This window comes from Chryseobacterium sp. POE27, assembly GCF_039727685.1.
GTDB lineage: Bacteria > Bacteroidota > Bacteroidia > Flavobacteriales > Weeksellaceae > Chryseobacterium.
This window is the reverse complement of the sequence record NZ_CP152475.1, coordinates 3,123,268-3,143,695: the sequence shown is the minus strand read 5'-3', so window position 1 is coordinate 3,143,695 and position 20,428 is coordinate 3,123,268. Positions and strand designations below refer to the sequence as shown.

General features: G+C 34.1%; 22 protein-coding genes, 3 tRNA genes and 1 pseudogene. 8 read left to right on the top strand and 18 right to left on the bottom strand.

What is annotated here, in order from left to right; genetic code table 11:
* Positions 1 to 25: 25 nt before the first annotated feature.
* Positions 26 to 2,614, bottom strand: a complete 2,589-nt coding sequence (locus tag AAHI02_RS14890) for a putative LPS assembly protein LptD (protein ID WP_346983921.1) — start codon at positions 2,612 to 2,614, stop codon at positions 26 to 28.
* A 66-nt stretch (positions 2,615 to 2,680) separates the two neighbouring features.
* Here AAHI02_RS14890 and AAHI02_RS14885 point away from each other — a divergent pair, with 66 nt between their 5' ends.
* The 3 genes from AAHI02_RS14885 (at position 2,681) to AAHI02_RS14875 (ending at position 6,347) form a co-directional block, all read left to right on the top strand.
* Positions 2,681 to 3,967, top strand: a complete 1,287-nt coding sequence (locus AAHI02_RS14885) for an N-acetylmuramoyl-L-alanine amidase (protein ID WP_346983920.1) — start codon at positions 2,681 to 2,683, stop codon at positions 3,965 to 3,967.
* A 56-nt stretch (positions 3,968 to 4,023) separates the two neighbouring features.
* A tRNA-Glu gene (locus AAHI02_RS14880) sits at positions 4,024 to 4,095 on the top strand.
* A gap of 161 nt (positions 4,096 to 4,256) precedes the next feature.
* A complete protein-coding gene (locus AAHI02_RS14875; protein WP_346983919.1) occupies positions 4,257 to 6,347 on the top strand; it encodes a TonB-dependent receptor in 2,091 nt (696 codons plus the stop codon).
* Positions 6,348 to 6,472: 125 nt separating this feature from the next.
* Here AAHI02_RS14875 and AAHI02_RS14870 read toward each other — a convergent pair whose 3' ends face one another.
* The 8 genes from AAHI02_RS14870 to AAHI02_RS14835 all read right to left on the bottom strand — a co-directional run bounded on the left by AAHI02_RS14870 (position 6,473) and on the right by AAHI02_RS14835 (position 12,567).
* A complete protein-coding gene (locus AAHI02_RS14870) occupies positions 6,473 to 6,727 on the bottom strand; it encodes a hypothetical protein (RefSeq protein WP_346983918.1) in 255 nt (84 codons plus the stop codon).
* 49 nt (positions 6,728 to 6,776) lie between these two features.
* On the bottom strand, positions 6,777 to 6,998 hold the full coding sequence (locus AAHI02_RS14865; RefSeq protein WP_346983917.1) for a hypothetical protein: 222 nt from the start codon (positions 6,996 to 6,998) through the stop codon (positions 6,777 to 6,779).
* Positions 6,999 to 7,005: 7 nt separating this feature from the next.
* Complete coding sequence (locus AAHI02_RS14860) at positions 7,006 to 7,224, bottom strand: hypothetical protein (protein WP_346983916.1); 219 nt, start codon at positions 7,222 to 7,224, stop codon at positions 7,006 to 7,008.
* A gap of 124 nt (positions 7,225 to 7,348) precedes the next feature.
* Positions 7,349 to 8,062, bottom strand: a complete 714-nt coding sequence (locus tag AAHI02_RS14855) for a hypothetical protein (RefSeq protein WP_346983915.1) — start codon at positions 8,060 to 8,062, stop codon at positions 7,349 to 7,351.
* 51 nt (positions 8,063 to 8,113) lie between these two features.
* A complete protein-coding gene (locus AAHI02_RS14850; RefSeq protein ID WP_346983914.1) occupies positions 8,114 to 10,324 on the bottom strand; it encodes a peptidase domain-containing ABC transporter in 2,211 nt (736 codons plus the stop codon).
* Positions 10,314 to 11,636 (bottom strand): radical SAM protein, encoded by a 1,323-nt coding sequence (locus tag AAHI02_RS14845; RefSeq protein ID WP_346983913.1) that lies wholly within the window; start codon positions 11,634 to 11,636, stop codon positions 10,314 to 10,316. Before AAHI02_RS14845 ends, AAHI02_RS14850 begins: the two co-directional genes overlap by 11 nt.
* Positions 11,637 to 11,926: 290 nt before the next feature.
* Positions 11,927 to 12,154, bottom strand: coding sequence for a hypothetical protein (locus AAHI02_RS14840; protein WP_346983912.1), 228 nt, complete (start codon positions 12,152 to 12,154; stop codon positions 11,927 to 11,929).
* 194 nt (positions 12,155 to 12,348) lie between these two features.
* Positions 12,349 to 12,567, bottom strand: a complete 219-nt coding sequence (locus AAHI02_RS14835; protein ID WP_346983911.1) for a hypothetical protein — start codon at positions 12,565 to 12,567, stop codon at positions 12,349 to 12,351.
* A gap of 380 nt (positions 12,568 to 12,947) precedes the next feature.
* On the opposite strand from AAHI02_RS14835, the gene AAHI02_RS14830 reads away from it, so the two are divergent.
* The 4 genes from AAHI02_RS14830 (at position 12,948) to AAHI02_RS14815 (ending at position 13,835) form a co-directional block, all read left to right on the top strand.
* Entirely contained in the window at positions 12,948 to 13,268 is a 321-nt protein-coding gene (locus AAHI02_RS14830; protein ID WP_346983910.1) for a hypothetical protein, read from the top strand.
* A 65-nt stretch (positions 13,269 to 13,333) separates the two neighbouring features.
* On the top strand, positions 13,334 to 13,588 hold the full coding sequence (rpsT, locus tag AAHI02_RS14825; RefSeq protein ID WP_042721082.1) for a 30S ribosomal protein S20: 255 nt from the start codon (positions 13,334 to 13,336) through the stop codon (positions 13,586 to 13,588).
* An 11-nt stretch (positions 13,589 to 13,599) separates the two neighbouring features.
* Positions 13,600 to 13,671 (top strand) — tRNA-Glu (locus AAHI02_RS14820).
* Between the two features lie 92 nt (positions 13,672 to 13,763).
* Positions 13,764 to 13,835 (top strand) — tRNA-Glu (locus AAHI02_RS14815).
* 299 nt (positions 13,836 to 14,134) lie between these two features.
* Here AAHI02_RS14815 and AAHI02_RS14810 read toward each other — a convergent pair.
* The 9 genes and pseudogenes from AAHI02_RS14810 to AAHI02_RS14770 form a co-directional block, all read right to left on the bottom strand.
* Positions 14,135 to 15,082, bottom strand: a complete 948-nt coding sequence (locus tag AAHI02_RS14810; protein ID WP_346983909.1) for a transporter — start codon at positions 15,080 to 15,082, stop codon at positions 14,135 to 14,137.
* 3 nt (positions 15,083 to 15,085) lie between these two features.
* A complete protein-coding gene (locus AAHI02_RS14805; protein WP_346983908.1) occupies positions 15,086 to 16,168 on the bottom strand; it encodes a cytochrome c peroxidase in 1,083 nt (360 codons plus the stop codon).
* Positions 16,152 to 16,700 (bottom strand): MbnP family protein, encoded by a 549-nt coding sequence (locus AAHI02_RS14800; protein ID WP_346983907.1) that lies wholly within the window; start codon positions 16,698 to 16,700, stop codon positions 16,152 to 16,154. The genes AAHI02_RS14805 and AAHI02_RS14800 overlap by 17 nt, the downstream gene beginning before the upstream one ends.
* A pseudogene (locus tag AAHI02_RS14795) lies at positions 16,669 to 16,980 on the bottom strand (MbnP family protein); the annotation flags it as partial. The pseudogene AAHI02_RS14795 and the gene AAHI02_RS14800, both read right to left, overlap by 32 nt.
* A gap of 179 nt (positions 16,981 to 17,159) precedes the next feature.
* Complete coding sequence (locus AAHI02_RS14790; protein WP_346983906.1) at positions 17,160 to 17,531, bottom strand: hypothetical protein; 372 nt, start codon at positions 17,529 to 17,531, stop codon at positions 17,160 to 17,162.
* 9 nt (positions 17,532 to 17,540) lie between these two features.
* Entirely contained in the window at positions 17,541 to 18,215 is a 675-nt protein-coding gene (locus AAHI02_RS14785; protein ID WP_346983905.1) for a superoxide dismutase, read from the bottom strand.
* 110 nt (positions 18,216 to 18,325) lie between these two features.
* The gene (locus tag AAHI02_RS14780; RefSeq protein WP_346983904.1) at positions 18,326 to 18,913 is read right to left on the bottom strand and encodes an SCO family protein; all 588 of its coding nucleotides are present in this window, start codon (positions 18,911 to 18,913) and stop codon (positions 18,326 to 18,328) included.
* Between the two features lie 80 nt (positions 18,914 to 18,993).
* Positions 18,994 to 19,269: a YHS domain-containing protein gene (locus tag AAHI02_RS14775; RefSeq protein WP_346983903.1), complete on the bottom strand. Its 276-nt coding sequence runs from the start codon at positions 19,267 to 19,269 to the stop codon at positions 18,994 to 18,996.
* 233 nt (positions 19,270 to 19,502) lie between these two features.
* The gene (locus AAHI02_RS14770) at positions 19,503 to 19,865 is read right to left on the bottom strand and encodes a hypothetical protein (RefSeq protein ID WP_346983902.1); all 363 of its coding nucleotides are present in this window, start codon (positions 19,863 to 19,865) and stop codon (positions 19,503 to 19,505) included.
* A 52-nt stretch (positions 19,866 to 19,917) separates the two neighbouring features.
* Here AAHI02_RS14770 and AAHI02_RS14765 point away from each other — a divergent pair, with 52 nt between their 5' ends.
* On the top strand, positions 19,918 to 20,100 hold the full coding sequence (locus AAHI02_RS14765; RefSeq protein ID WP_346983901.1) for a hypothetical protein: 183 nt from the start codon (positions 19,918 to 19,920) through the stop codon (positions 20,098 to 20,100).
* Positions 20,101 to 20,428: the final 328 nt, after the last annotated feature.

Here is a 20,428-nt window from a genome sequence, read left to right as displayed (position 1 = left end):
CTATAATCAAATATCAAATCTAATGCTAGAATGGTGCATTCGGTTGTGTAAAACTTCTGTCTTTATATTTTAAAGCATCACTCAGAATATTCGCTTTGATTCCGATGAAGAAGTCGTAGACCTTATACTGGCCGAAAGGTACCCAGTTAAAATTAATGGTAAAACTTCGCTGATCTCTTGAAAAACCAATTCTGGTGTATGCCAGTTGTTTTGTCACCATATCGTAATGTGTGCTTCCATTGATATTCCAGTATGGGGTAAGCTTTATACTTCCATCCAGCCCGACAGAAGCCAGCCTAGTCGGAGTTCTGGAAGCGTAGCTTTTGGTATAGGCATAATTGGCATTTACATTTAACGTCCACGCCTGATCAAAGTGGGCATAATTGTCATCGTCAAAATAATAATTTTCATTTCTCACCTCCCCTTTCGACTTATATTTTTTTGCGAAATCCGTTTTTTCACCAAAAATTTCGCTACTTAAAGGATAAGAAAGCTGAACATTAAATCCCTGAATACTGAAGCCTCCAAGATCTTCCGTTCTGATTCCCGCATCCTGGCCGGGAAGATAAACGATCTTATAAGGATCTAATGACAAACTCGTATTGACGTTTAATTTATTATTGAAAAATGAAGACTGCCCGTTAATTGTAATGATAGAAAAAGGATGATCTTTTGCAGCAAAATTGTAGCTTCCGGAAAGGTTTAATGATTCAAAAATCTTTAGTTTCTTTACTCCCGTAGAATCACTTTTAGACTTTACTTTCATTTCAATATTATTTCCGATATTGAATCCTAATGCGCCAACCATTCCGCTGCTTGGGCTTCCGATAATTCCTCCATCAAATATAGAATAAGGCGTTAAAGCTCCACTTGCATCATAATAATTTTTATAATATCCGAAACCTGAGCCCCCGAAATCAGGAGAGTATGTAAATCCGATACTCGGCGTCATCATATGTCTGATAGCTTCAATAGCTGATCCTTTTTTAAATTTCAGCATTCCGTACAATGTTGTCTGAAGGCTTGCCGTTGTGGAAAAAGTGGAGTATCCCGCGATTCCTTTGTTAGTTTCCGTGACCACTGCATTCTGAATCGGATCGTAAAATTTATTCACCGTTTTTGTAGTCAGGGCATTATCAACGTTCGCTCCCAAGCTGAACGTAAAATATTTGGCAATCGTTGTATTGGTTCCTAAAGCAATATTATTTTTCAAGCCAGTCTGCATTTTATCCCACATGGCAGCAGTGAAAAGCTCTCCTTCGTTCGTTTGCACGAAATTAGTGAGGTTAAGCCCTGTATTCACTGTAATATTTTCCAGCAAACCAGTTCTTGTTCCGGTTTTAGATTTAAAAAGATAAAACTGATTGATGGCAACATTCATCTGTGGCAGTCGAAGATCTGATAATCCGGTCGCAAAATTCTGAGAATACGAAGCTGTTGCTGTAATCGTCGCCGGCAGCTTCAGGAATCTTTTGGTAATGGTTACCGTAGAGTTTTGTTGTGTATTTAATACGTTTTGATTTAAGATATAATTATTGTTCAGCGTATTGTTGTAGAACTTGGTACTTACGATGTCTACAGAAGCCGAGAAATTCAGAAACGGATTGGCTTTAGTATCCTGCGTATGTCTCCATGCGATTCTGTAAGTGCTTGTTTTTCCATAATCATCCAGACCTTTGATACCCCGCACCGCCGTTCCGATATCTGCAGAAAAGTTCCCCGAATAGCGGTATTTTTTCATGTAATTCATTTCTGGGCGCAGGTTCCAGCTTCCTTTGGTATAGATATCTGAAAGAATTTTAAGGTCAAAATGTTCTCCGATCGGCTGATAGTAGCCTAGCCCATTCAGGAAAAAACCGACATCCTGTCTTTCTCCGAAACTCGGAATAAGAATACCCGCAGACCTTTTATCCGAAAAGGGCAAAATGGCAAAAGGCATAATCAACGGAGTCGGAACCTGCTCGATATACATCTGAATAGGCCCTGAGATAATGGAGGATTTATTTTTGGTTTTAACCAATTTAATATTAGAAGCACGCAAATGATAATCCGCAGCAGTATCTTTCTTTTTTATAAAATAATCATCCGTTGTATAATTGGCACGTCTCATCGCAAAAACGGAATCATTATACTTTTTTGTTTTTTCAGCGACAATTACGCCTTCATTCTCTTCGGTTCTGGCATTGAAAGCAATAGCTTTCTTGGTCTTTGTATTGTACTGAAATTCATCGGTCTCAAACTTTTTCCCGGCCTGTGTAATAACAGCAGGTTCTATATACTTACCGGAAGAATCTTGTTTTCCGCGGGCGTACATAAGACTTTTAGACTCATCTATGGAGATATAATCTGCATCAATCTGAACATCCTGATATTTTACCTGGGCGTTTTTGTTGAGATAAATCATTTTTTTCTGAAAATCTCTGCGATTATAGTCTGCCTTCGTCTGAAGAACACTTTCGAGAGGTTCTTTTTTCAGAACGATCGTATCTTGTTTAGGAATAGTATCATTAGCCGTATTTTTATTCAGTTTTTCAGGAGCTTGCTGTGCTAAAAAACTGTTAAAAATTAGGATAATTAAAATTTGTAATATATTTTTGGAGACGGTTTTGGCCAATTTATTTATTATATTTATGAATATACAATTAAGGCTCAAAATTAATATAATTTTTAAAACTGTAGGATGCACAAAGTAAATTTTAAAATAATTTTATCATTTCTCCTTATTCTGTCGATCAACTTTATTTTTTCGCAAAAGAAATTCACCATTGTTTTGGATGCAGGACACGGAGGAAATGATCATGGGGCTAACAGATCCTATGCAGACATAGGAAGAATTGCTGAAAAAGATATCACTCTTGCCATTACCTTAAAAGTAGGGGCAATGCTCGAAAAAAATAAAGACTTCAAAGTAATTTATACCCGAAAAATAGATGAATACCCTTCTCTGTCAGACAGAACAAATCTGGCCAACAGAAGCAAGGCAGACCTTTTTATTTCCATTCACTGCAACTCTTCTAAAAAACCGACAGCTTACGGAACTGAAACTTTTGTACAGGGGCCTGATCAAAATGACACCAATCTGGAAGTTGCAAAAAGGGAAAACGACGTGATCTTTTTAGATGAAAAAGATAAGCAAACCTTCGGCTCGTACGATGCCAGCTCCCCGGAATCTCTTATTGCGCTGAAGCTTCAGCAAAGTAAATACCTCGAATCGAGTCTTCTATTGGGAGGTTTGGTTGAAGAAAATTTTGTAAATAAAGATAAAAGAACATCCAGAGGCGTGTGGCAGAAAAACCTTCACGTACTCCGTATGAATGCCATGCCATCGGTACTTATTGAGACCGGATTCATCAATCACCCTGAAGAGAGCCATTATCTGGCTTCGGAGAAAGGACAGGACGAAATCGCAGAAAGTATATACAAAGCAGTTATTGATTATAAAAAAGCGATCGACCGTAAATCAGGATATATGGCATCTACCAGAAAACCGGAACCAGAAAAACCTGCGGAAGTTGCCTTGAAAAATGATTTCAGAATACTTCTGCTTAGTTCTCCGACAAAATATAATGACGGCGACCCTGCATTAAAAGGTCTTAACTATATTTTACCTCTTAAAGAAAACGGCCAATACAAATATTATTATGGAGTAACGAACCTGGCTTCCGTAAGAGATATTAATATTAAAACTGCCAAAGATGCGGGATTCAGGAATGCGTATGCCGTAGGATTTATGCCAAATCAGAAACTTAGTACGGGCTATTATACTATTGAAGTTTATACAGGAGACAAACTGAATGGAAATTCATTCATTCTTCAGACTCTGAAAAATGTGGAAAGAAATAAAGAAAACGGGGTCTTCTACTACACATACGGAAAGGTATTTACGCTCGAAGATGCGGTAAAACTTCAGAAAGATCTTGAAGCTAAAGGCATTAAGAATACCGTGATTCAGAAAGTCTTTAAATAATGTAATATAATTTTGAAGTTAAAAAGTTAATGATTACTTTTGCAACCTCAAAATTTGGCCTATTCGTCTAGTGGTCAGGACTCAAGATTTTCATTCTTGCAACAGGGGTTCGATTCCCCTATAGGCTACTAAACTACACCTCAATCCCTGATCAATACAAGGTTCAGGGATTTTTTTTAATCAAATAAAAAAAATACGCACAGATATTTGCACTTTTTTTTCAAAATAAAGTGATATTTATTTTGGGAAACTTCCTATTAATTTTAAATTTGCTCCCAATAAGTAAATAATGAGAAAACAGATAATTTTAGCTCTTTTGTTGACTAGTAGCTTTAATTTTGCTCAGGAGATTAAGAGTTCAACGGTTCAAGATTCAGTCCAAAATGTAAAAGATATCCAGGAAGTTCTTATAAAAGCGCAACGAAAAAAACAATTTGTAGACAAAGCCGTCTACAGTTTTGATGAGGAGGCATTAAAGAAAGCCAGATATGCCAATGATTTATTGCAAACATTACCAGAACTTCAATTTGACCCTATTTCCAGCAGTATTTCCAGTATTAAGGGAGGTAAATTTTTACTTTTAATCAATGGTGTTGAATCAACAGAATTGCAGGCAAGAGGTATTCGTCCAGCAAATGTAGTAAGAGTAGAGTATTATGACAATCCTCCTACACGATGGGCAAACAGGGCAGATACAGTAGTTAATATTATCACTAAAAATCCTGAAGTGGGTTTTGCTGCCGGAACCTCCGTAAGTACAGCATTGACAACTGGTTTTGTAAACGGGCAAGCCTACGCCAACTATACCAATGGAAGAAATAATCTAGGGCTTGAGTATTCCATTAATTTAAGAGATTATGATAACAGGATCGTAAATAGAATTTATGATTATACTTTACAGAACTCGCATTATAATACCAACGAAAATAAAAAAGATCATTTTGGCTACACCTATCAAGATGTTGCCTTAAGATATACCAATTCTTTGTCGGATAATTATGTATTTCAGGCAAAATTTTCAATGAACATCTATAATGATTTCTCTAAAGGAAATGGAGAAAGTATTTTTACAAAAGACAATACTACAGAACAGCATGGGACTTCACAATACAGTGGAAAAAAGTATAATCCGCCTACGCTTGATCTTTATTTTTCTAAGAAACTGAGTAAGAAAGATGAAATAAGTTTTAATATTGTAGGATCTGCTTATACGAGTAAAAGTTTTGAGGTGGGTAAAGAATGGGTAATCGGCTCTGGTAATATTGTTTTCGATAACGATATGAATTTAGACGCAAAACAGAAAAGCATTGTTGGAGAGGTTGCCTATACACATGATTTTAAAGCAGGAAAATTAAGCACAGGATACCGAATTGATAACAATAGTGTCAATAATACTTTAGAAAATTTAGCCGGGAATTTTGATTTTTCCGTCAATTACCTGACCCAATATTTATACTCCGAATTTGCGGGTAAAAGTAAAAAACTGATGTATCGTTTAGGTTTAGGTGTAACTAATATTAATAATAAAACTGCTACAGCTAATGATGATGACTGGACAATTACTCCTAAAATTATTTTAGGATATGAACTTAAAAAGAATCATAGTTTACGATTGACAAGCAGCTATACTCCTTATAGCCCCGGAAGCACAGCATTAAGTCCGAATATTAATCAGGTAGTTCCCAATATTGTATCTACAGGAAATCCCTATCTTACCATACAAAAAGCCTGGAACAATAATTTAAACTATTCTTATAATAATAAGTTTTTTGATTTTAATGCTAATATTTTCTATAATTACATAGATAATGCAATTAACAGTATATATGTTTTGTACAATAACAATACTCAATATGCATTAACCTATGAAAATACAAAATATAGCTCACGTACCGGAATTCAGCTAACAGGATCAGTTAAACCTTTCGGAAATAGATTATTGGTTATTAAGGCGAATATTTATCCAACGATGCAACGCGTAAAGGCAAATTCGGGGGCGTTGCTTAAAAACAATTATTTCGGAAACAATTTTACGATTTCTTCCGAATATAAAAATCTGAGCCTAACCTATATGTTTAACATTCCGGTTTATACCTTAAGTGGTGCATTTTTAAATACTAATGAAAATCAAAATCATATTTTCATAAATTATAAACTCAAAGACTGGACATTTACTACCGGAATGTACTGGCTGGGGATGCCATCAAGATATAAGACTAAAACACTTGATGAAAGTTTGGTAAACTATTCGGGGGTCACCAATATTTACAATAACAAAAATATGTTTATCTTGGGGATTGGGTATGATTTTGCTAAGGGTAAAAAGAATGAGATCAACAGGAAATTATACAATAATCCTGCACCTGCAATAACTTTCTGATAGTCTTTTTAGTACTTTCGGGATATTGATTTTCTCTAGAATTTATTATAGTAATAACAAAAAAGAATCCGTCTTACTATTATAAGGCGGATTCTTTATATTCATAAGACTTTTAATCTATTTTATTAGAAAAGACAAACCGTATTTGGCCCTACCGGAGTATCCGGAGGATAAAAGCCACACTGTTTATGGCAATTTGCTCCGTTACAATTGTTAGTCTGTCCATCGGAAATAGTATCATCAATTCCGATCGATATAGATTGGCTAAAACCACCGATAAGCTTATCAATAGATCTATCTTTTTCAATTTTTGCAGAGGCTATCAGATGTGTTAAACGATCAATCTTTAAACTAGCATTTTTATTCTTAAAGTTTTTCATTTTTTTAATTTCAGGTTAAGCGATATGTTATTTGAAAATGATTGGAGAATTATGAATATATATCGCCAGCGCAATATTTACGACAATTTACTCCATCACAATTATTAGATTGCCCATCAGAAATAGTATCTTCAATTCCTTTTGACAAAGATTGGCTAAAACCACCGACAAGTTTATCAATAGTTTTATCTTTTTCAATCGTGGTAGAAATTATTAGATATTTCAAACGATCAATATTTACACAGTTTCTTTTATTATTAAGGCTTTTCATGATTTAATTAACCACACGCTGATTGACAATTAAGATTCTGATGTATGCTACAGTTAATAGCACAGTTACCTCCTTGGCAATTATTTGCGACACCATCATCAATGCCCGTGGTAGGCCCCGAAATAATATTGGAAAAACCTCCCAATAATTTTTTCTCCTGTGATTCTGAAATTTTTTCAAAACCCTTCAAAACCAACTTGGTTTTACTTTTGACGTTTTTTTTCATAAGTAAGATTTTTTAAATTTGTTAGTAATAATTATTAAAAATGAATATAAATTAAATTCTTAAGATTCCTGCAAGGAACAGAGATTTCTAATTTTCATTATTTCTATCTTATATGATTTAGCAATTATTTTCCACCTTTGTAGGTTACAATTCTTATCTCCCCGTTTTCCGTATGAATAATATCTCTTATTTCGCTCCGTTTTAAATATGAATTGATATCTTTAGATATGATTTTTTTAGAATCAACGATAATTGAAGTTTGGGGAGAATCTAATTTTAGCCAACCTGTATCACTAATTATATAATAAGAGTGGTCAAGCTCAAAAAAACTATTTTGGTTTTCTTTTCTTAGATTATTAATTGTATTTCTGAATTTTATTTTTTCTAAGACTTTATTTAAGCCATTAGAGATAGCCTCAAATGAATTATCTCTACTTAAAAAAAATTGTGAAAAAGATTCTGCCTCAGAAGGCTCATTGGTTTTTGTCATTCCAAAATAATAGTTAATATTAATTTGCTCTTTTTGGCTATCTGCCCAATTTTCCGTTTGGGTAAATTTTAAGTATCCTTTTTTCTCTAGCCTGATTTTAAACTTTAAACTATTATTTGATCTGTCACCTTTTAATTTACCTTTGAAATAGCCTTTTGTATCTGTTTTAGCAATATGCTCTCCTTTTTCATCATAAATATTAACATCCTGTAAAGGAAGAAGGGTTTTTGAATCAAAAACAATTCCTGCTATATTAATTGATATATCATTCGTAGGACACTTCGCATATATTTGCGAAATAAATATATTTCCAATCAGGAAAATAAATAAATTAACAATTTTTTTCATATTGAATAGATAATACGATTAGATTTGGCGTTTTTAAGTTGAAATAAGAAATTAATTTCCTAATTCCAACTGGTTTTTTACTAATGAATAATATTTATCTCTTATTTTAATTAATTCTTCATGAGACCCCTTTTCAGTTATTTCCCCTCTTTCCATAACAATAATCTGATCTGCATTTTTAACGGTACTTAAACGATGGGCTACAACTATTACAGTTCTACCAACGAAGAAATCTTTTAAATTATTTAAAATTTGTTTTTCTGTATTGGCATCTAATGAACTAGTAGCTTCGTCAAAAAATAAAAACTCAGGATTTTTATATACCGCCCTTGCTATTAAAACCCTTTGGCTTTGCCCACCACTCAATTGCATTCCAACGTTACCTATTTTTGTCTCCGACCCTAGGGGTAAAGTTTCAATAAAATGATCTAAACATGCCACTCTGATTGCATTTTCAAGTCTCTCTATATCTATAGCATCATTCTCACAAAGAGCAATGTTGTATTTGATTGTTCCTGAGAAAACATGTCCGTTCTGAAGTACCACTCCACATTTCTTCCTCCAATCATCAGGGTTTAATTCAGAAAAGCTATATTCTCCCAAAAATAAATCTCCGGAGTTTGGAAAATAGTATTTCATCAGCAGCTTCATCAATGTTGTTTTACCACTCCCACTCGTCCCAACAATTGCAGTAATCTTATTCTTGGGTATTGTAAAAGATAAATTATTAATCACAAACGGATTAAAACTTCCAGGATATTTAAAGGATACTTTATCTAATCTTATATCTTCTATATATGCAATACTTTTAGAGTTTTCCTGATAAGCCTCATTCTTTATTGTAAAGACATCCTCAATCCTGTTTTGTGATATCAGAGCATCCTGTGCATCTTTAATATTATTTATCAAGTTTATAATCGGACCACTTAGTTGGCCTATGATAAAGGAAATACTTAGTAATGTCCCTACTGTCATCTGTGAATTTATTATAAAATATGCACAAACAGCAATTATAGTTATTTCTTTAAATTTTAAAAGAAAATTTGCTCCAGATAGCTGATATGTATTCAGATATAAAGACTTCAGCTCTAATTCATTTAGGCTTCGCTGCAACCTTAGAATTTTTGATATAATGGTATTATGCGCTTGATTTACTTTTATTTCGGGCATATTCATTATAAATTCATATAAATTATTACTATTGTCAGATTGCTTTATAAACAATGAATATTCTAATGCTGCTCTTTTTTTAAGAAAAAAGGAAATCCATATTACGGATAAAGTACTCAGCACAACAAATATTAAAAATACTATTGTATTTAAAGTCAATAATATAGCACTAAAAACAATCAAATTAAGAATATTAATAAAAAAGCTTATTCCTTTCCATGTAAAAAATGTTTGTAGCTTCGATAAATCCCCTAATCTCAATAATGTGTCAGTATTAAGCCTAGTATCGAAATAGTTTACAGGTAGTTTTATCAGTTTATTAAGGAACTTTTCTTTAAGAGATATGGATAGATTAAAGTTTAATTTTGTTAATATAAAATCACTTAAAAACTGCGACACAAAATTTCCCATGAATAATAAAAACTGTGCCAATAAGAGGATAATAACTAAATTAAGGGATTTTGCAATAATACCTTCATCAATTATTTTTTTAAATATAATAGGAATGAACCAGTTGGTAGCCAATCCTGCAATTAATAATAATGTAGAAAATATATACTTGTAATTATATCTCTTAACAAAAGTGATTAAATGATTAATAACGGTACTATTTCTAAGGCTAATACCGTGAGGTTCCTTAAAATTAACATTTTCATTAATGAGCTCAAAATCATCTTTAGGTTGAAAAATAAGACAAACACCTTTTGCCTCATTTCCCAGCCATTCTCTTATTATTAAGTCTTCTTCAATTTTAATCTTACCATAACCAGGATCGGCGATATAATATTTTTTTTCACCTTTCTTAGTAATGATATTATATAAAACAACATAATGATCCTGCTTCCAAAATAAAATAGCAGGTAAGGGTATTTCTTCAAGCTGATCTAGAGTAAGCTTTAAACCATGGGATTCAAAACCTAATTTTTCACCACCATATAGAATATCCTTCACTGAAACTCCCATTCTTGTTATTCCGCAAATTTCTTTTAATTTCTTTACCGGAATATTTAGCCCATAAGAGTTAAGGACCATTGATAAGCAAGCCGGTCCACAGTCATTGCTTTCAAGTTGATTAATAAATTTAAACTTCATTTAAAACTAAAGCTTCAACTACTTCCTTAATTTTAGACACTACAACTTCATCCTTTAATTGATCGTCGCCATAATAAACACAGTATTCCGTTTGCTTCTCTTCTGCTTCCATAGCGTGCTGAGAACAGCCACCATTGCAAATAGGAAGTAATCGACAAGACAAACATGGTTTATTTTTAAATTTAGTATTCATTCTTCGTTCAAGATAATTGTCTTCCCATATCAAATCCCCATCATCATCGATATATCCAGCTCTCTTAGCAGTAGTAAAATCTCTGGCTGTACATTTGAATAAGTCTCCGTTATAATTAATAACAGCACTATTTCTCTTATCTGCATAGCACGAATTCCGTACATTATCTGGAGTCATGTGCTTAACCTGAATTCCATTTTCTTTGATCCTGTCTGTATTTTCATCCACAATTTCATTGATGTTATCATTCTGTGAATCCTGCCAAACTCTATGGAAATCCATCAACAAATATTTTTGCTTGATATCAGCCGGAATATCATTAAATTCTTCGGATATTTTATAAGTATCAGTAATATTTTCGGAAGTATAATTCACCCTAAGTCTTACAAAAAAGGAATTATTTATAAGTCGCTTTATATTTTTGACTATTTCATGATAAGAGCCCTTCTTTGCACTTACAAATCTTACCTCATCATGCTTTTCCCTATAGCCATCCAGTGTAATTTGAAACGAAGGAGTTATTTTACGTGATTTGAAGAAATCAATAAAATAATCATCTATCAGATATCCATTTGTCGTAAAACTAACGGAATAGTCTACAGAGTTTTTGACGCATTCTTCCTGAAGCTTTATAATGACAGGAACTACGTCTTTCTTAAAATAAAGCAGCGGCTCTCCTCCAAAAAAAGCTAATTGAAAGTAGCTCATCGCAGGTTTCATTGCTGTTTTTTCAATAAATTTCCCCACTTTTTCAATCATACTTTGAGAAAACTTAGAGGTTTTCACATGTGTTTCGTAACAATACCAGCATTTGAAGTTACAATTCATCGTTGGATTAATTGTAAGTAAAAAGTTAGATTGATTTTCATCAACAGCTTTTGCAATTTTTTTTACTTTCTCAATTTCGTCAATTTCAAGAGGTATGATAAATTCCTCTGCAATTAAATAATGATAAAAGGTTGGATGGATTTCTTCCAAATCTTCTATATTTTCGTTTTTTGAAGCTTCAAGTAAATCCTTAAGTATAGGATCTATTACTAAAAATTTTTGATTAAATGAATTATATAGATAATACTCATCATCTATATATACAATAGAATTAAATTGGCTATATTTCATAGTTAGTGTTTAAAAAAAGGCTGTACCAAAAGTAAATATCTCTTAAAATTTAGGGGTTCGAAAAAGAATACTTTTGATACAGTCTCTTGTATTTTTTTGTTAATAAATAAAGAACTTGAATACAAGTTTATATGAGTCCACAGCATACTTTCGGACATTTCACAACTAGTAGATCTTATTGTTTTATTGTGTTTATCTATTTATTATAAGTCAAGATCTAGTTAAGGTTTATATTGTGATTATCCATAAAATACCTATAAGATACTTTTAGAATAATATTTCTAACACTTTTATCCACCACAACCTTGAATACAGTTTACATTTTGCCCTTGTCCACATCCATCTCTACAGTTACCTCCCTGGCAGTTATTTGTAGTGCCAGTACCATCATCAATTCCTGTAGTCGGACCTAGAATAGCATTGGAAAAACCTCCCAATAATTTTTTTTCCTGCGATTCTGAAATTTTTTCAAAACCTGTTAAAACCAACTTGGTTTTACTTTTGATTACTTTTTTCATAAAAAGATTTATTTTAATTATTAATAAAGATTATTTATAAGCTTTAAAATGTCTAAAACTATAAAATAAGAAGTATTTTCTCGTTATAAATCAGATACAGTTGAGATTTAACTTAATGGAAATACCTGAATATTATCTCTCTAAAACCTGAATATTTTTAGATAAGTAAATTTTGAGACCTTTTAAAAAGGTATTTATTTCCCACATTGAACACAGTTTAAGTTTTGCCCTTGGCCACATCCTGCTCTACAATTGCCTCCTTGGCAATTATTTGTAGTACCATCATCAATGCCAGTAGTAGGATCTGAAATTACATTAGAAAACCCTCCCAATATTTTTTTCTCTTGTGATTCTGAGATTTTCTCAAAGCCTGTTAAAACCAGCTTAATTTTACTCTTGTTTATTTTTTTCATAACACATAATTTTATCACAATAATAAGAATTAAACCAATATCTCTCTATTTGTTGAATAAATTTATACTCATTCTAAATTATTATTTTCTGTTTATTTAAAAGAAAAATTCTCATAATATTTACAGAATATAAAATCACAATCAAATAAGCTATTTCCAATTGAAAGAATTCATTGAATATTGGTTGTACCAGATCTAAGACTATTAGTACAAGGTCATCGTTATAACAAGCAAACTGTACAATTACAGGAAAATTACTAATATCTTAACAAAAGCACATTCAAAAATCAGCAGCATATTTTGTTTAAAAGAAAAAAATATTATCTTTGCACCGCTTTAGCAGAGAATGGTTATTCTTGATAAAGCCACAAATATATATCATGCCGGATTTAAAAATACAAGAAGCGAAATTGCTTTTTAAAAAAATCCACTCTAACCCAAAAAGTTACGATTTAAAAATCAATGAAGGCGGGATTACGGGCAGTGATGATGAAATAAGTTTCAGACTTTACAGGACAGGAGAAAGGGTCGATTTTGAAGTAATAATTGACGGACTTACCTTCACCAATACCACTGGAGAATGGAACAACGCGATGGTAATGCTTACGAGTACCATCAAAAAATTAGAAAGAGAAGAAGAGAATATTAAAATAGAACAGGCAATTCATAAACTCCGAAAATATTTATCAGAAGAAAATTAATTTTTTTAAAAATTAATTTGGCAGATAAAAAAAAGTTTATACTTTTGCACTCACATTTGAACGATATGGCAAATCATAAATCAGCATTAAAGAGAATTAGACAAAACGAAGTAAGAAGACTTCGCAACAGATACTACCACAAGACTGCTAGAACAGCAATGAAGGTGTTAAGAAATGAAGAAGACAAAGCTGCTGCTGCAGAACAATTGCCAAAAGTTATCTCTTTGTTGGATAAATTAGCTAAGAAAAATATTATCCACAAAAACAAAGCAGCTAACTTAAAAAGCAAATTAACTAAGCACGTTAATAAACTAGCTTAATAAGTATAGTTGGCCCGTTCGTCTATCGGTTAGGACCTCAGATTTTCATTCTGGTAAGAGGGGTTCGATTCCCCTACGGGCTACAAAATAATCATGATCTAACCTGATGATTATTAATAAGAGTTGAAACTTATAAAAACAAAAACTAACACACAGGAAACAGTGGAAGATAGCTGGCCCGTTCGTCTATCGGTTAGGACCTCAGATTTTCATTCTGGTAAGAGGGGTTCGATTCCCCTACGGGCTACTTAGAGAGATTCATTTACATGAGTCTCTTTTTTCGTTGTATTCTCCCTACTCCTCACTGCTTATCTGCAAATTCGACTTTCCCTTCATGATGCGTCAGTAACTATTACCTCTTTAAAGCTAAAATAATTGATGAAACTGTGAAAATTTAAGATCATTGAGTTGTTTTAAATTCATAGCAATCTTAGATATATTTCATTTTTATAGCTTAAATAAAAAGGCTTCCACTTTTGATAATTGTGAAAGCCAAAAAAAACGGATGTTAAAAGAGATATACTTTCTTTTTAAAATTAATAAAGTTTAAATTCCAAAGTTCACAAAAACACTGAAACGAGATCTCGCCTCAATATCGCTCCCGGCTAAATTGGAATATGCAGGAAGCATTACTTCACTTCCCAGACTTATTTTCCGGTAAGATATTTCAAATCCCAATTTCCCGTACAGAGCACTTCCTGAAGTATTGGGCAAAATCTCACTAAACTGTCGATTGGTATCATAGACTTCGCCCTGCAAACCAGCCTTCCCGGATACAATAAATGTATCATTGCCAACAATCCTGTAAAATCCGGTCGCAGAATAATTCCACTGGTTTCCGAAACGGTAATGCTTTTTGTTTTCGGTTTTTATGGTATAATCCGTATTCAGTAAAACGGCAATTTTATTTTTTTGGAATTTATAATTTAAAGCCAGCTGATAATCCCAGCTTCCCGTTCCCAACTGAAAGCTCGGGTTAACTCCCGACACTCCTTTTTCATCAAACTTACCCAGCGGAATTTTCACTCCAAACCCGCCGTTCAGCTGATGAATATTCTCTTTTGAGTTGATCAGCCGGTAAATTCCCATCAGGTTTACATCCCCAACACCCTGCATTTTTACATCTCCCTGTAATGTTTTCTTTTCATGAAAATGGAAAGGCATACTGGCATAAACACTTATCTTCTCAGTCAGTGGAATTTTTCCCCAAAGCTGGATGGTATTGAAATACTGATCCTGCGTAAGATTATTAACAAACAGATTTTCTTTAGCCTTATAATGCTGTGCAAAATATTTAATCCCGATAAATTGTGGATTCAGTAAAGATTCAAATCCGGAAGAACCGTTTCCGGCAGCACAACCACAGGCATCACAATCGTCATAAAAAATAACTTTGGTGAAACTGCGGGGGACGTAGAGACTGTCATTGTTCGTTTTGGCCTGATTTATATAAAAACACATCAGGTTCATTAATAAAAATATTTTTTTCATCATGGCTTACTCGGCAAATTTTGGGTTGGCAATGAAATTTTGATCACTTAAGGTTTTCAAAAATGCGATAATATATTGTTTCTCCTGTGTATTAATGGGGATGCCCAGATGTCCGTTCTGCTTCAAAAGAGGATCAAGATTTGACTGATTCTCCACATTGTCTGAATAAAAATTCAAGACGGCATCCAGGGTATAAAATCTTCCGTCATGCATGTAAGGCGCAGTATATTCTACATTTCTGAGACTTGGCACACGGAATTTCATATTGTCATTCCAGTCTAACGTCACTCTGTATCTTCCTCTATCATCAAACTGGCTGTTGTAATACATCCCGGTATTCCGGTAACTTTCATCGGTAAATAAATCTCCCGAATGGCAGGAAGCACATTTATTCTGAAACAAATTCATTCCCTGATTTTCTTCACTGGTAAAAACAGCCGTTCCTTTTTTCATACGGTCGTACTTAGAATCTGCTGAAACCAGCGTAGCCATAAACTGGGAAATCGCCTTTAAAACTCGGTCTCCCCTAATATTTTCATCTCCGAATGCTGCCTTAAACAATTTTTTGTAATTGCTGTCAGCATTAAGTTTTCCAACCACTTCGGGAAGGGAGCTGTCCATTTCAAAATCTGCTGTAATGGGAACCAAAGATCTTTCATCCAGATTATGTCCTACTCCGTCCCAGGTATAATTTTTCAGAAAAGCCATATTCTGTATCGGCGGCGCATTCCGGATTCCAAGTCTGTCGTCTATTCCGTGGCTTACATTATGGCCGTGATGTGTAAAAGCATATTCCTGAATATGGCAGAACCCGCATGAAATCGTATTATTTCGTGATAATTTACCTTCATAAAAAAGCTTCTTGCCCAAAGCAATTCCGTTTACGGTGATAGGATTTCCTGTAACGTCAAATGTGATATCAGGAAAACCGGCAGGCTTATCAAGATGGTAGGCTTCATTTTTTTCTAAAGGTTCGATAACATCGTCAGAACACGATGAAAGCATGAACACACTTACAATAAAGAAAACCAGAAGAGCGCTGAACGGCCCTCTTCCGAATCTTATGAATGGATTAATCATTGTGAACATGATCTACTTTAAACATTTTTGAAATATTATTGGTAACATTGACCAGATGCTGACTGGAACCCATCGCCATATCATTGGTATTATCAAGTGTTAAAGCAGTTTGCCCGCTCAGATACTGATTAAGATCTGCCAAAATATGGATGGAAGGCGTAATTTCTTTTGACACTCTCGCTGTAGTTGGCAGATCGAGTGTAATCTCGCGATAAAGATCAGGCGTATTGTTTGCAGAAGTATTTCCCATATTTCCACAGTGATTCATAAACTCGTTGGTCGGTGCAGAAGTTCCGTACTTTCCTTCGAGTTTCGTGAAAACATATCCTGCCGCCCACGACCAGGCCATTCCGGAAGTTTTTGCTTTTTGCCAGAATATCCCCTGCCCTTCCTGGCCGATAAGGTAAGCGTTCTGACTGATGCCCAATCCTAATTTTATCTTTTTTATAATTATTCTTTGGAATTTCGGTAAGGTTGACGTAATTAATTCCTGCCACAGCTTCCGCCTGATCGATGATGAAAGCTCCTTTGTCAGGGTCATTATTATGATATTTAAATTCATTTCCGTTTTCATCAATTAAAGTGATATTGCTGATGATATATTTTAAAGTTGAAAACTGATATTTTTGTCCGTTAGAAGAAGTCTGCGTTGTTTGGTTTAACACAATATCTCCAAGATTATTAAATCCGTTTTCAAACTTTATCTGAAGATTTCCCGGAGTAGCATCCTGAACCTCATCATCATCATTGCTGCTACATGATGAAAGAGTAAATAGTGTACATACAATAAAGAATAATGATAAAAATTTATAAATTTTCATTGTTGATTTTTTAAGTTAAGTTTTTTAAATAGAATTGTTGATCGAATGACCGTACATTCATTCGATTAGGACTGAAAAGTTTAGGCTGGAAATGACATTAAATACTTTGCTGAGATTCTTACAGAATGACAACCAAGCAATAAAAAGCGTAAACTTTTACAATTAATAAGGTTTGAAAATTAACTTAAAACAGGTGGCCTGAAAATATGTTTCAGAAACAGAAAAGAATATTCTGATTTGAAGAGAAAATTGAAATGTAAAAAGAAAGTATTTTCTGTGGTATTGATTCCGGCTATATCAGGAAGAATGTAGATATCAAGCAATTTCTGCCCTGAATTTTTTGTTTTGTTTAAAGGCGAAGAATCTGTATCATTAACCTTGGAAAGCTGTTTCCGGAGATAACATTTTCCGTTACAGTGCAGCTCGACATTATTTTTATTGATACATAAAACTTCAGATATATAATTATAATTTACAGCATACTCCGCCAATGGTACCAGAGGCCTGAATACCACAAATAAGGTGAGGAATATGCTGCAAATATAATTCATGAAATCAGATTATTTTTTACTGATAGCTTCTTCGTATCTTCTGCTGATTTCCTTCCAGTTGGTCACGTTCCAGATAGCGGCTAAATAATCTGCTCTTTTGTTCTGATATTTCAGATAATAAGCATGTTCCCAAACATCGATTCCGAAAATCGGTGTTCCTCTTTCTTCCACAACATCCATTAAAGGATTGTCCTGATTAGGCGTTGAAGAAACGAACAGCTTACCATTCTTATCTACCGAAAGCCATGCCCATCCTGAACCAAAACGGTCTGCTCCCGCCTTGCTCATTTTTTGTTTAAAAGCATCCATGCTGCCAAAAGCATCATTGATTGCTTTAGTCAATTTTGCTGAAGGCTGGGTATTTTTTTCAGGAGTCAGCACCGTCCAGAACAACTCATGATTGTAATGACCTCCCGCATTGTTTCTTACTGCAGGACTCATTTTTGAAGCGCTCGACAAAATCTCAAACAAGGTTTGTTTTTCCTGTGGTGTTCCGGCAATCGCTTTATTCAGATTGGCTACATACGCTGCAGCATGTTTTGAATAATGAATTTCCATCGTCTGTGCATCAATGTTTCCTTCCAGTGCATTGTAGGCATACGGCAGAGGCGTCTGCTTAAATTGTGCCATAGCAAACTGGGCCGCAAATACTGCTGTCAAAGCAGCAATTTTCATAATTTTCATACTTTCCTATTTTTATATATGGTTAATATTTTTTGGGCTGGAAGATGGAGGTCGGAAGAATGGAAGTTATTCTAAACACCATCAAACTTCCAGCTTCTAACTTCCATTCTTTACTTCAACAATTTCTTAATATCTTCAATCAGGATTTCCCTGTCAGGATGATATTTTCCTGTCAGCTTCGGAACTTTTCCTTCCGGATCTTCATAGTTCAACCCTGAATAATACAGGATCGGCATATTTTCTTTATTGTACCGGCAACGGATATTTCCTTCTTTATCCACAAGGGCGATCATTCCGCTGTGGTTCAGGCTTTCACTTTCATCCTCCTTATCGCCGACATAAATATTAAACTGATCTGCCAGCTTACCGATATAATCTCTATTCCCCGTCAGGAAATGCCAGTTTGGAGATTTTGCGCCTATACTTTCTGCATGATGCTTGAGCAATTCAGGAGTATCATTTTCAGGATCAATGCTGATAGAGATAATTCCAAAGTCCGGGTTACTGATCTCATCTTCGATAGCCCGCATATTCCGGTTCATTACTGGGCAGATTGTCGGACACTTACTAAAGAAAAACTCCACCAGATATACTTTCCCCAGCATATCTTTATCGGTGATCTTCTTATTATTCTGGTCGGTAAGCTCAAAAGCCGGAACTTTCATTACCGTATAAAGACTTTTTTTAAAGTATCCCATGCCTACGCCGATTCCTAAAAAGAGCAAGGCAATAACTACAATCGGAACAATGATCTTTGTTTTCGAGCTGGTTCCTTTTTTTATTTCTTGACATATTTTTCAGGATTCTTTTTGAATTCGTCTTTACAGTAGGCACTGCAAAAACCGTACGTTTTATTTTTATAGACTGCCGTATCTTTCATATCGGCTTCGGTCGGCATGTTGCAGATCGGGTCTGTTGCATTGGCAAATTTTACTGATTTTACATTAGACTTTGCCGCTGTATTTGATTTTTTATGCTTTACTTTAGGGGTTTCCTGGGCACACGCCATCAAAGAGACAGACAATAATGCCATGACAATAACTTTAGATTTCATTTTGATTGAGATTAAAATTAATAATTGTATTGAATAAAAATTGATTGATTCTTAAACTAAATTTAATATCATAAAAAGTTTCTGAACCATTAAGAATATTGAAGGAGTTAAGTTTAATTAAGAAATCATACAAATTTTTAAGTTTCAACTTAATGTAAGCAATTTCCTAATAGTCTTAAAACTAAATTAATTCTCAAGAGTTTAAAATGAATATAAATTTGTTTAAAAACAGGTTATGCTAAAGGAGGATGGAATATTCTGGAAAAATATTCTGAAGTTCTAAAACTGTTATAATCCGGAGTTGGATTTTTGAGCTGAGAAGGAAATTCGTTTCCTGCTGAGAAGGAAAGAATTTCATTGGAAAGAAATACATCTACACTGCCAATCTTTATATTCTGATTGTTGTTGGATTGCTTTTCCGTTTTGGCCAGTTCTTTGGCAACGTAGCATTTTCCTTTGCAGGTAGATTGGGGGATGTTTCTGTTTTCGCAAAGATTTTTCACGATATAATCATAGTTCATGGCATAATTCAGCAATGGCAGAACAGGGCGTAATGCAATGGTAAATATGATGAATATGGAAATGAAAAACTTCAACTTCTTTTTGTTACCACAAATATACTACTGAAAATCGTCCTACAAAACATTTATGATGAAAGTCATTGATATTTCCCCGAAACCTTGCTGCATCATGCAGGAAGCATTCGGAACTTACCGAAAACGCGCTGCAACCTGCAGGAGACTTTCGGGAGCACCCGAAAACGTGTTGCACCCTCGCAAGAGACTTTCGGGTGAAAGGAAAATGTGTGGTATTTATTTAAATTTTGGATGAAGCCAAATCGTTCAGTCGATTATAAAAACTTAAAATCTTCTTACATGACAATTATGATGGAAGTCATTGATATTTCCGGAAAGCCCGCTGCACCCTTGCATTAAACTTTCCGGAATACCAGAAAATGTGCTGCAGCCTGCAGGAAACTTTCCGGAGCACCAGAAAACCTGTTGCACCCTTGCGACAAACTTTCTGGAGTACCAGAAAACCCGTTGCACCCTTGCTTGAAACTTTCTGGTGGAACGAAAATGTGTGGTATTTATTTAAATTTGGTAGTGTCTCACTAACTGTGTAAGTTAAAAAGTTATTCTGGAAAATTTTGAGCCCT

Coding starts and splice junctions, on each gene's coding strand:
- AAHI02_RS14885 (WP_346983920.1), top strand. CDS start 2,681: ATGCACAAAGTAAATTTTAAAATAATTTTATCATTTCTCCTTATTCTG.
- AAHI02_RS14875 (WP_346983919.1), top strand. CDS start 4,257: ATGAGAAAACAGATAATTTTAGCTCTTTTGTTGACTAGTAGCTTTAAT.
- AAHI02_RS14870 (WP_346983918.1), bottom strand. CDS start 6,727: ATGAAAAACTTTAAGAATAAAAATGCTAGTTTAAAGATTGATCGTTTA.
- AAHI02_RS14865 (WP_346983917.1), bottom strand. CDS start 6,998: ATGAAAAGCCTTAATAATAAAAGAAACTGTGTAAATATTGATCGTTTG.
- AAHI02_RS14860 (WP_346983916.1), bottom strand. CDS start 7,224: ATGAAAAAAAACGTCAAAAGTAAAACCAAGTTGGTTTTGAAGGGTTTT.
- AAHI02_RS14855 (WP_346983915.1), bottom strand. CDS start 8,062: ATGAAAAAAATTGTTAATTTATTTATTTTCCTGATTGGAAATATATTT.
- AAHI02_RS14850 (WP_346983914.1), bottom strand. CDS start 10,324: ATGAAGTTTAAATTTATTAATCAACTTGAAAGCAATGACTGTGGACCG.
- AAHI02_RS14845 (WP_346983913.1), bottom strand. CDS start 11,636: ATGAAATATAGCCAATTTAATTCTATTGTATATATAGATGATGAGTAT.
- AAHI02_RS14840 (WP_346983912.1), bottom strand. CDS start 12,154: ATGAAAAAAGTAATCAAAAGTAAAACCAAGTTGGTTTTAACAGGTTTT.
- AAHI02_RS14835 (WP_346983911.1), bottom strand. CDS start 12,567: ATGAAAAAAATAAACAAGAGTAAAATTAAGCTGGTTTTAACAGGCTTT.
- AAHI02_RS14830 (WP_346983910.1), top strand. CDS start 12,948: ATGCCGGATTTAAAAATACAAGAAGCGAAATTGCTTTTTAAAAAAATC.
- rpsT (WP_042721082.1), top strand. CDS start 13,334: ATGGCAAATCATAAATCAGCATTAAAGAGAATTAGACAAAACGAAGTA.
- AAHI02_RS14810 (WP_346983909.1), bottom strand. CDS start 15,082: ATGATGAAAAAAATATTTTTATTAATGAACCTGATGTGTTTTTATATA.
- AAHI02_RS14805 (WP_346983908.1), bottom strand. CDS start 16,168: ATGTTCACAATGATTAATCCATTCATAAGATTCGGAAGAGGGCCGTTC.
- AAHI02_RS14800 (WP_346983907.1), bottom strand. CDS start 16,700: ATGACCCTGACAAAGGAGCTTTCATCATCGATCAGGCGGAAGCTGTGG.
- AAHI02_RS14790 (WP_346983906.1), bottom strand. CDS start 17,531: ATGAATTATATTTGCAGCATATTCCTCACCTTATTTGTGGTATTCAGG.
- AAHI02_RS14785 (WP_346983905.1), bottom strand. CDS start 18,215: ATGAAAATTATGAAAATTGCTGCTTTGACAGCAGTATTTGCGGCCCAG.
- AAHI02_RS14780 (WP_346983904.1), bottom strand. CDS start 18,913: ATGGGATACTTTAAAAAAAGTCTTTATACGGTAATGAAAGTTCCGGCT.
- AAHI02_RS14775 (WP_346983903.1), bottom strand. CDS start 19,269: ATGAAATCTAAAGTTATTGTCATGGCATTATTGTCTGTCTCTTTGATG.
- AAHI02_RS14765 (WP_346983901.1), top strand. CDS start 19,918: ATGATGAAAGTCATTGATATTTCCCCGAAACCTTGCTGCATCATGCAG.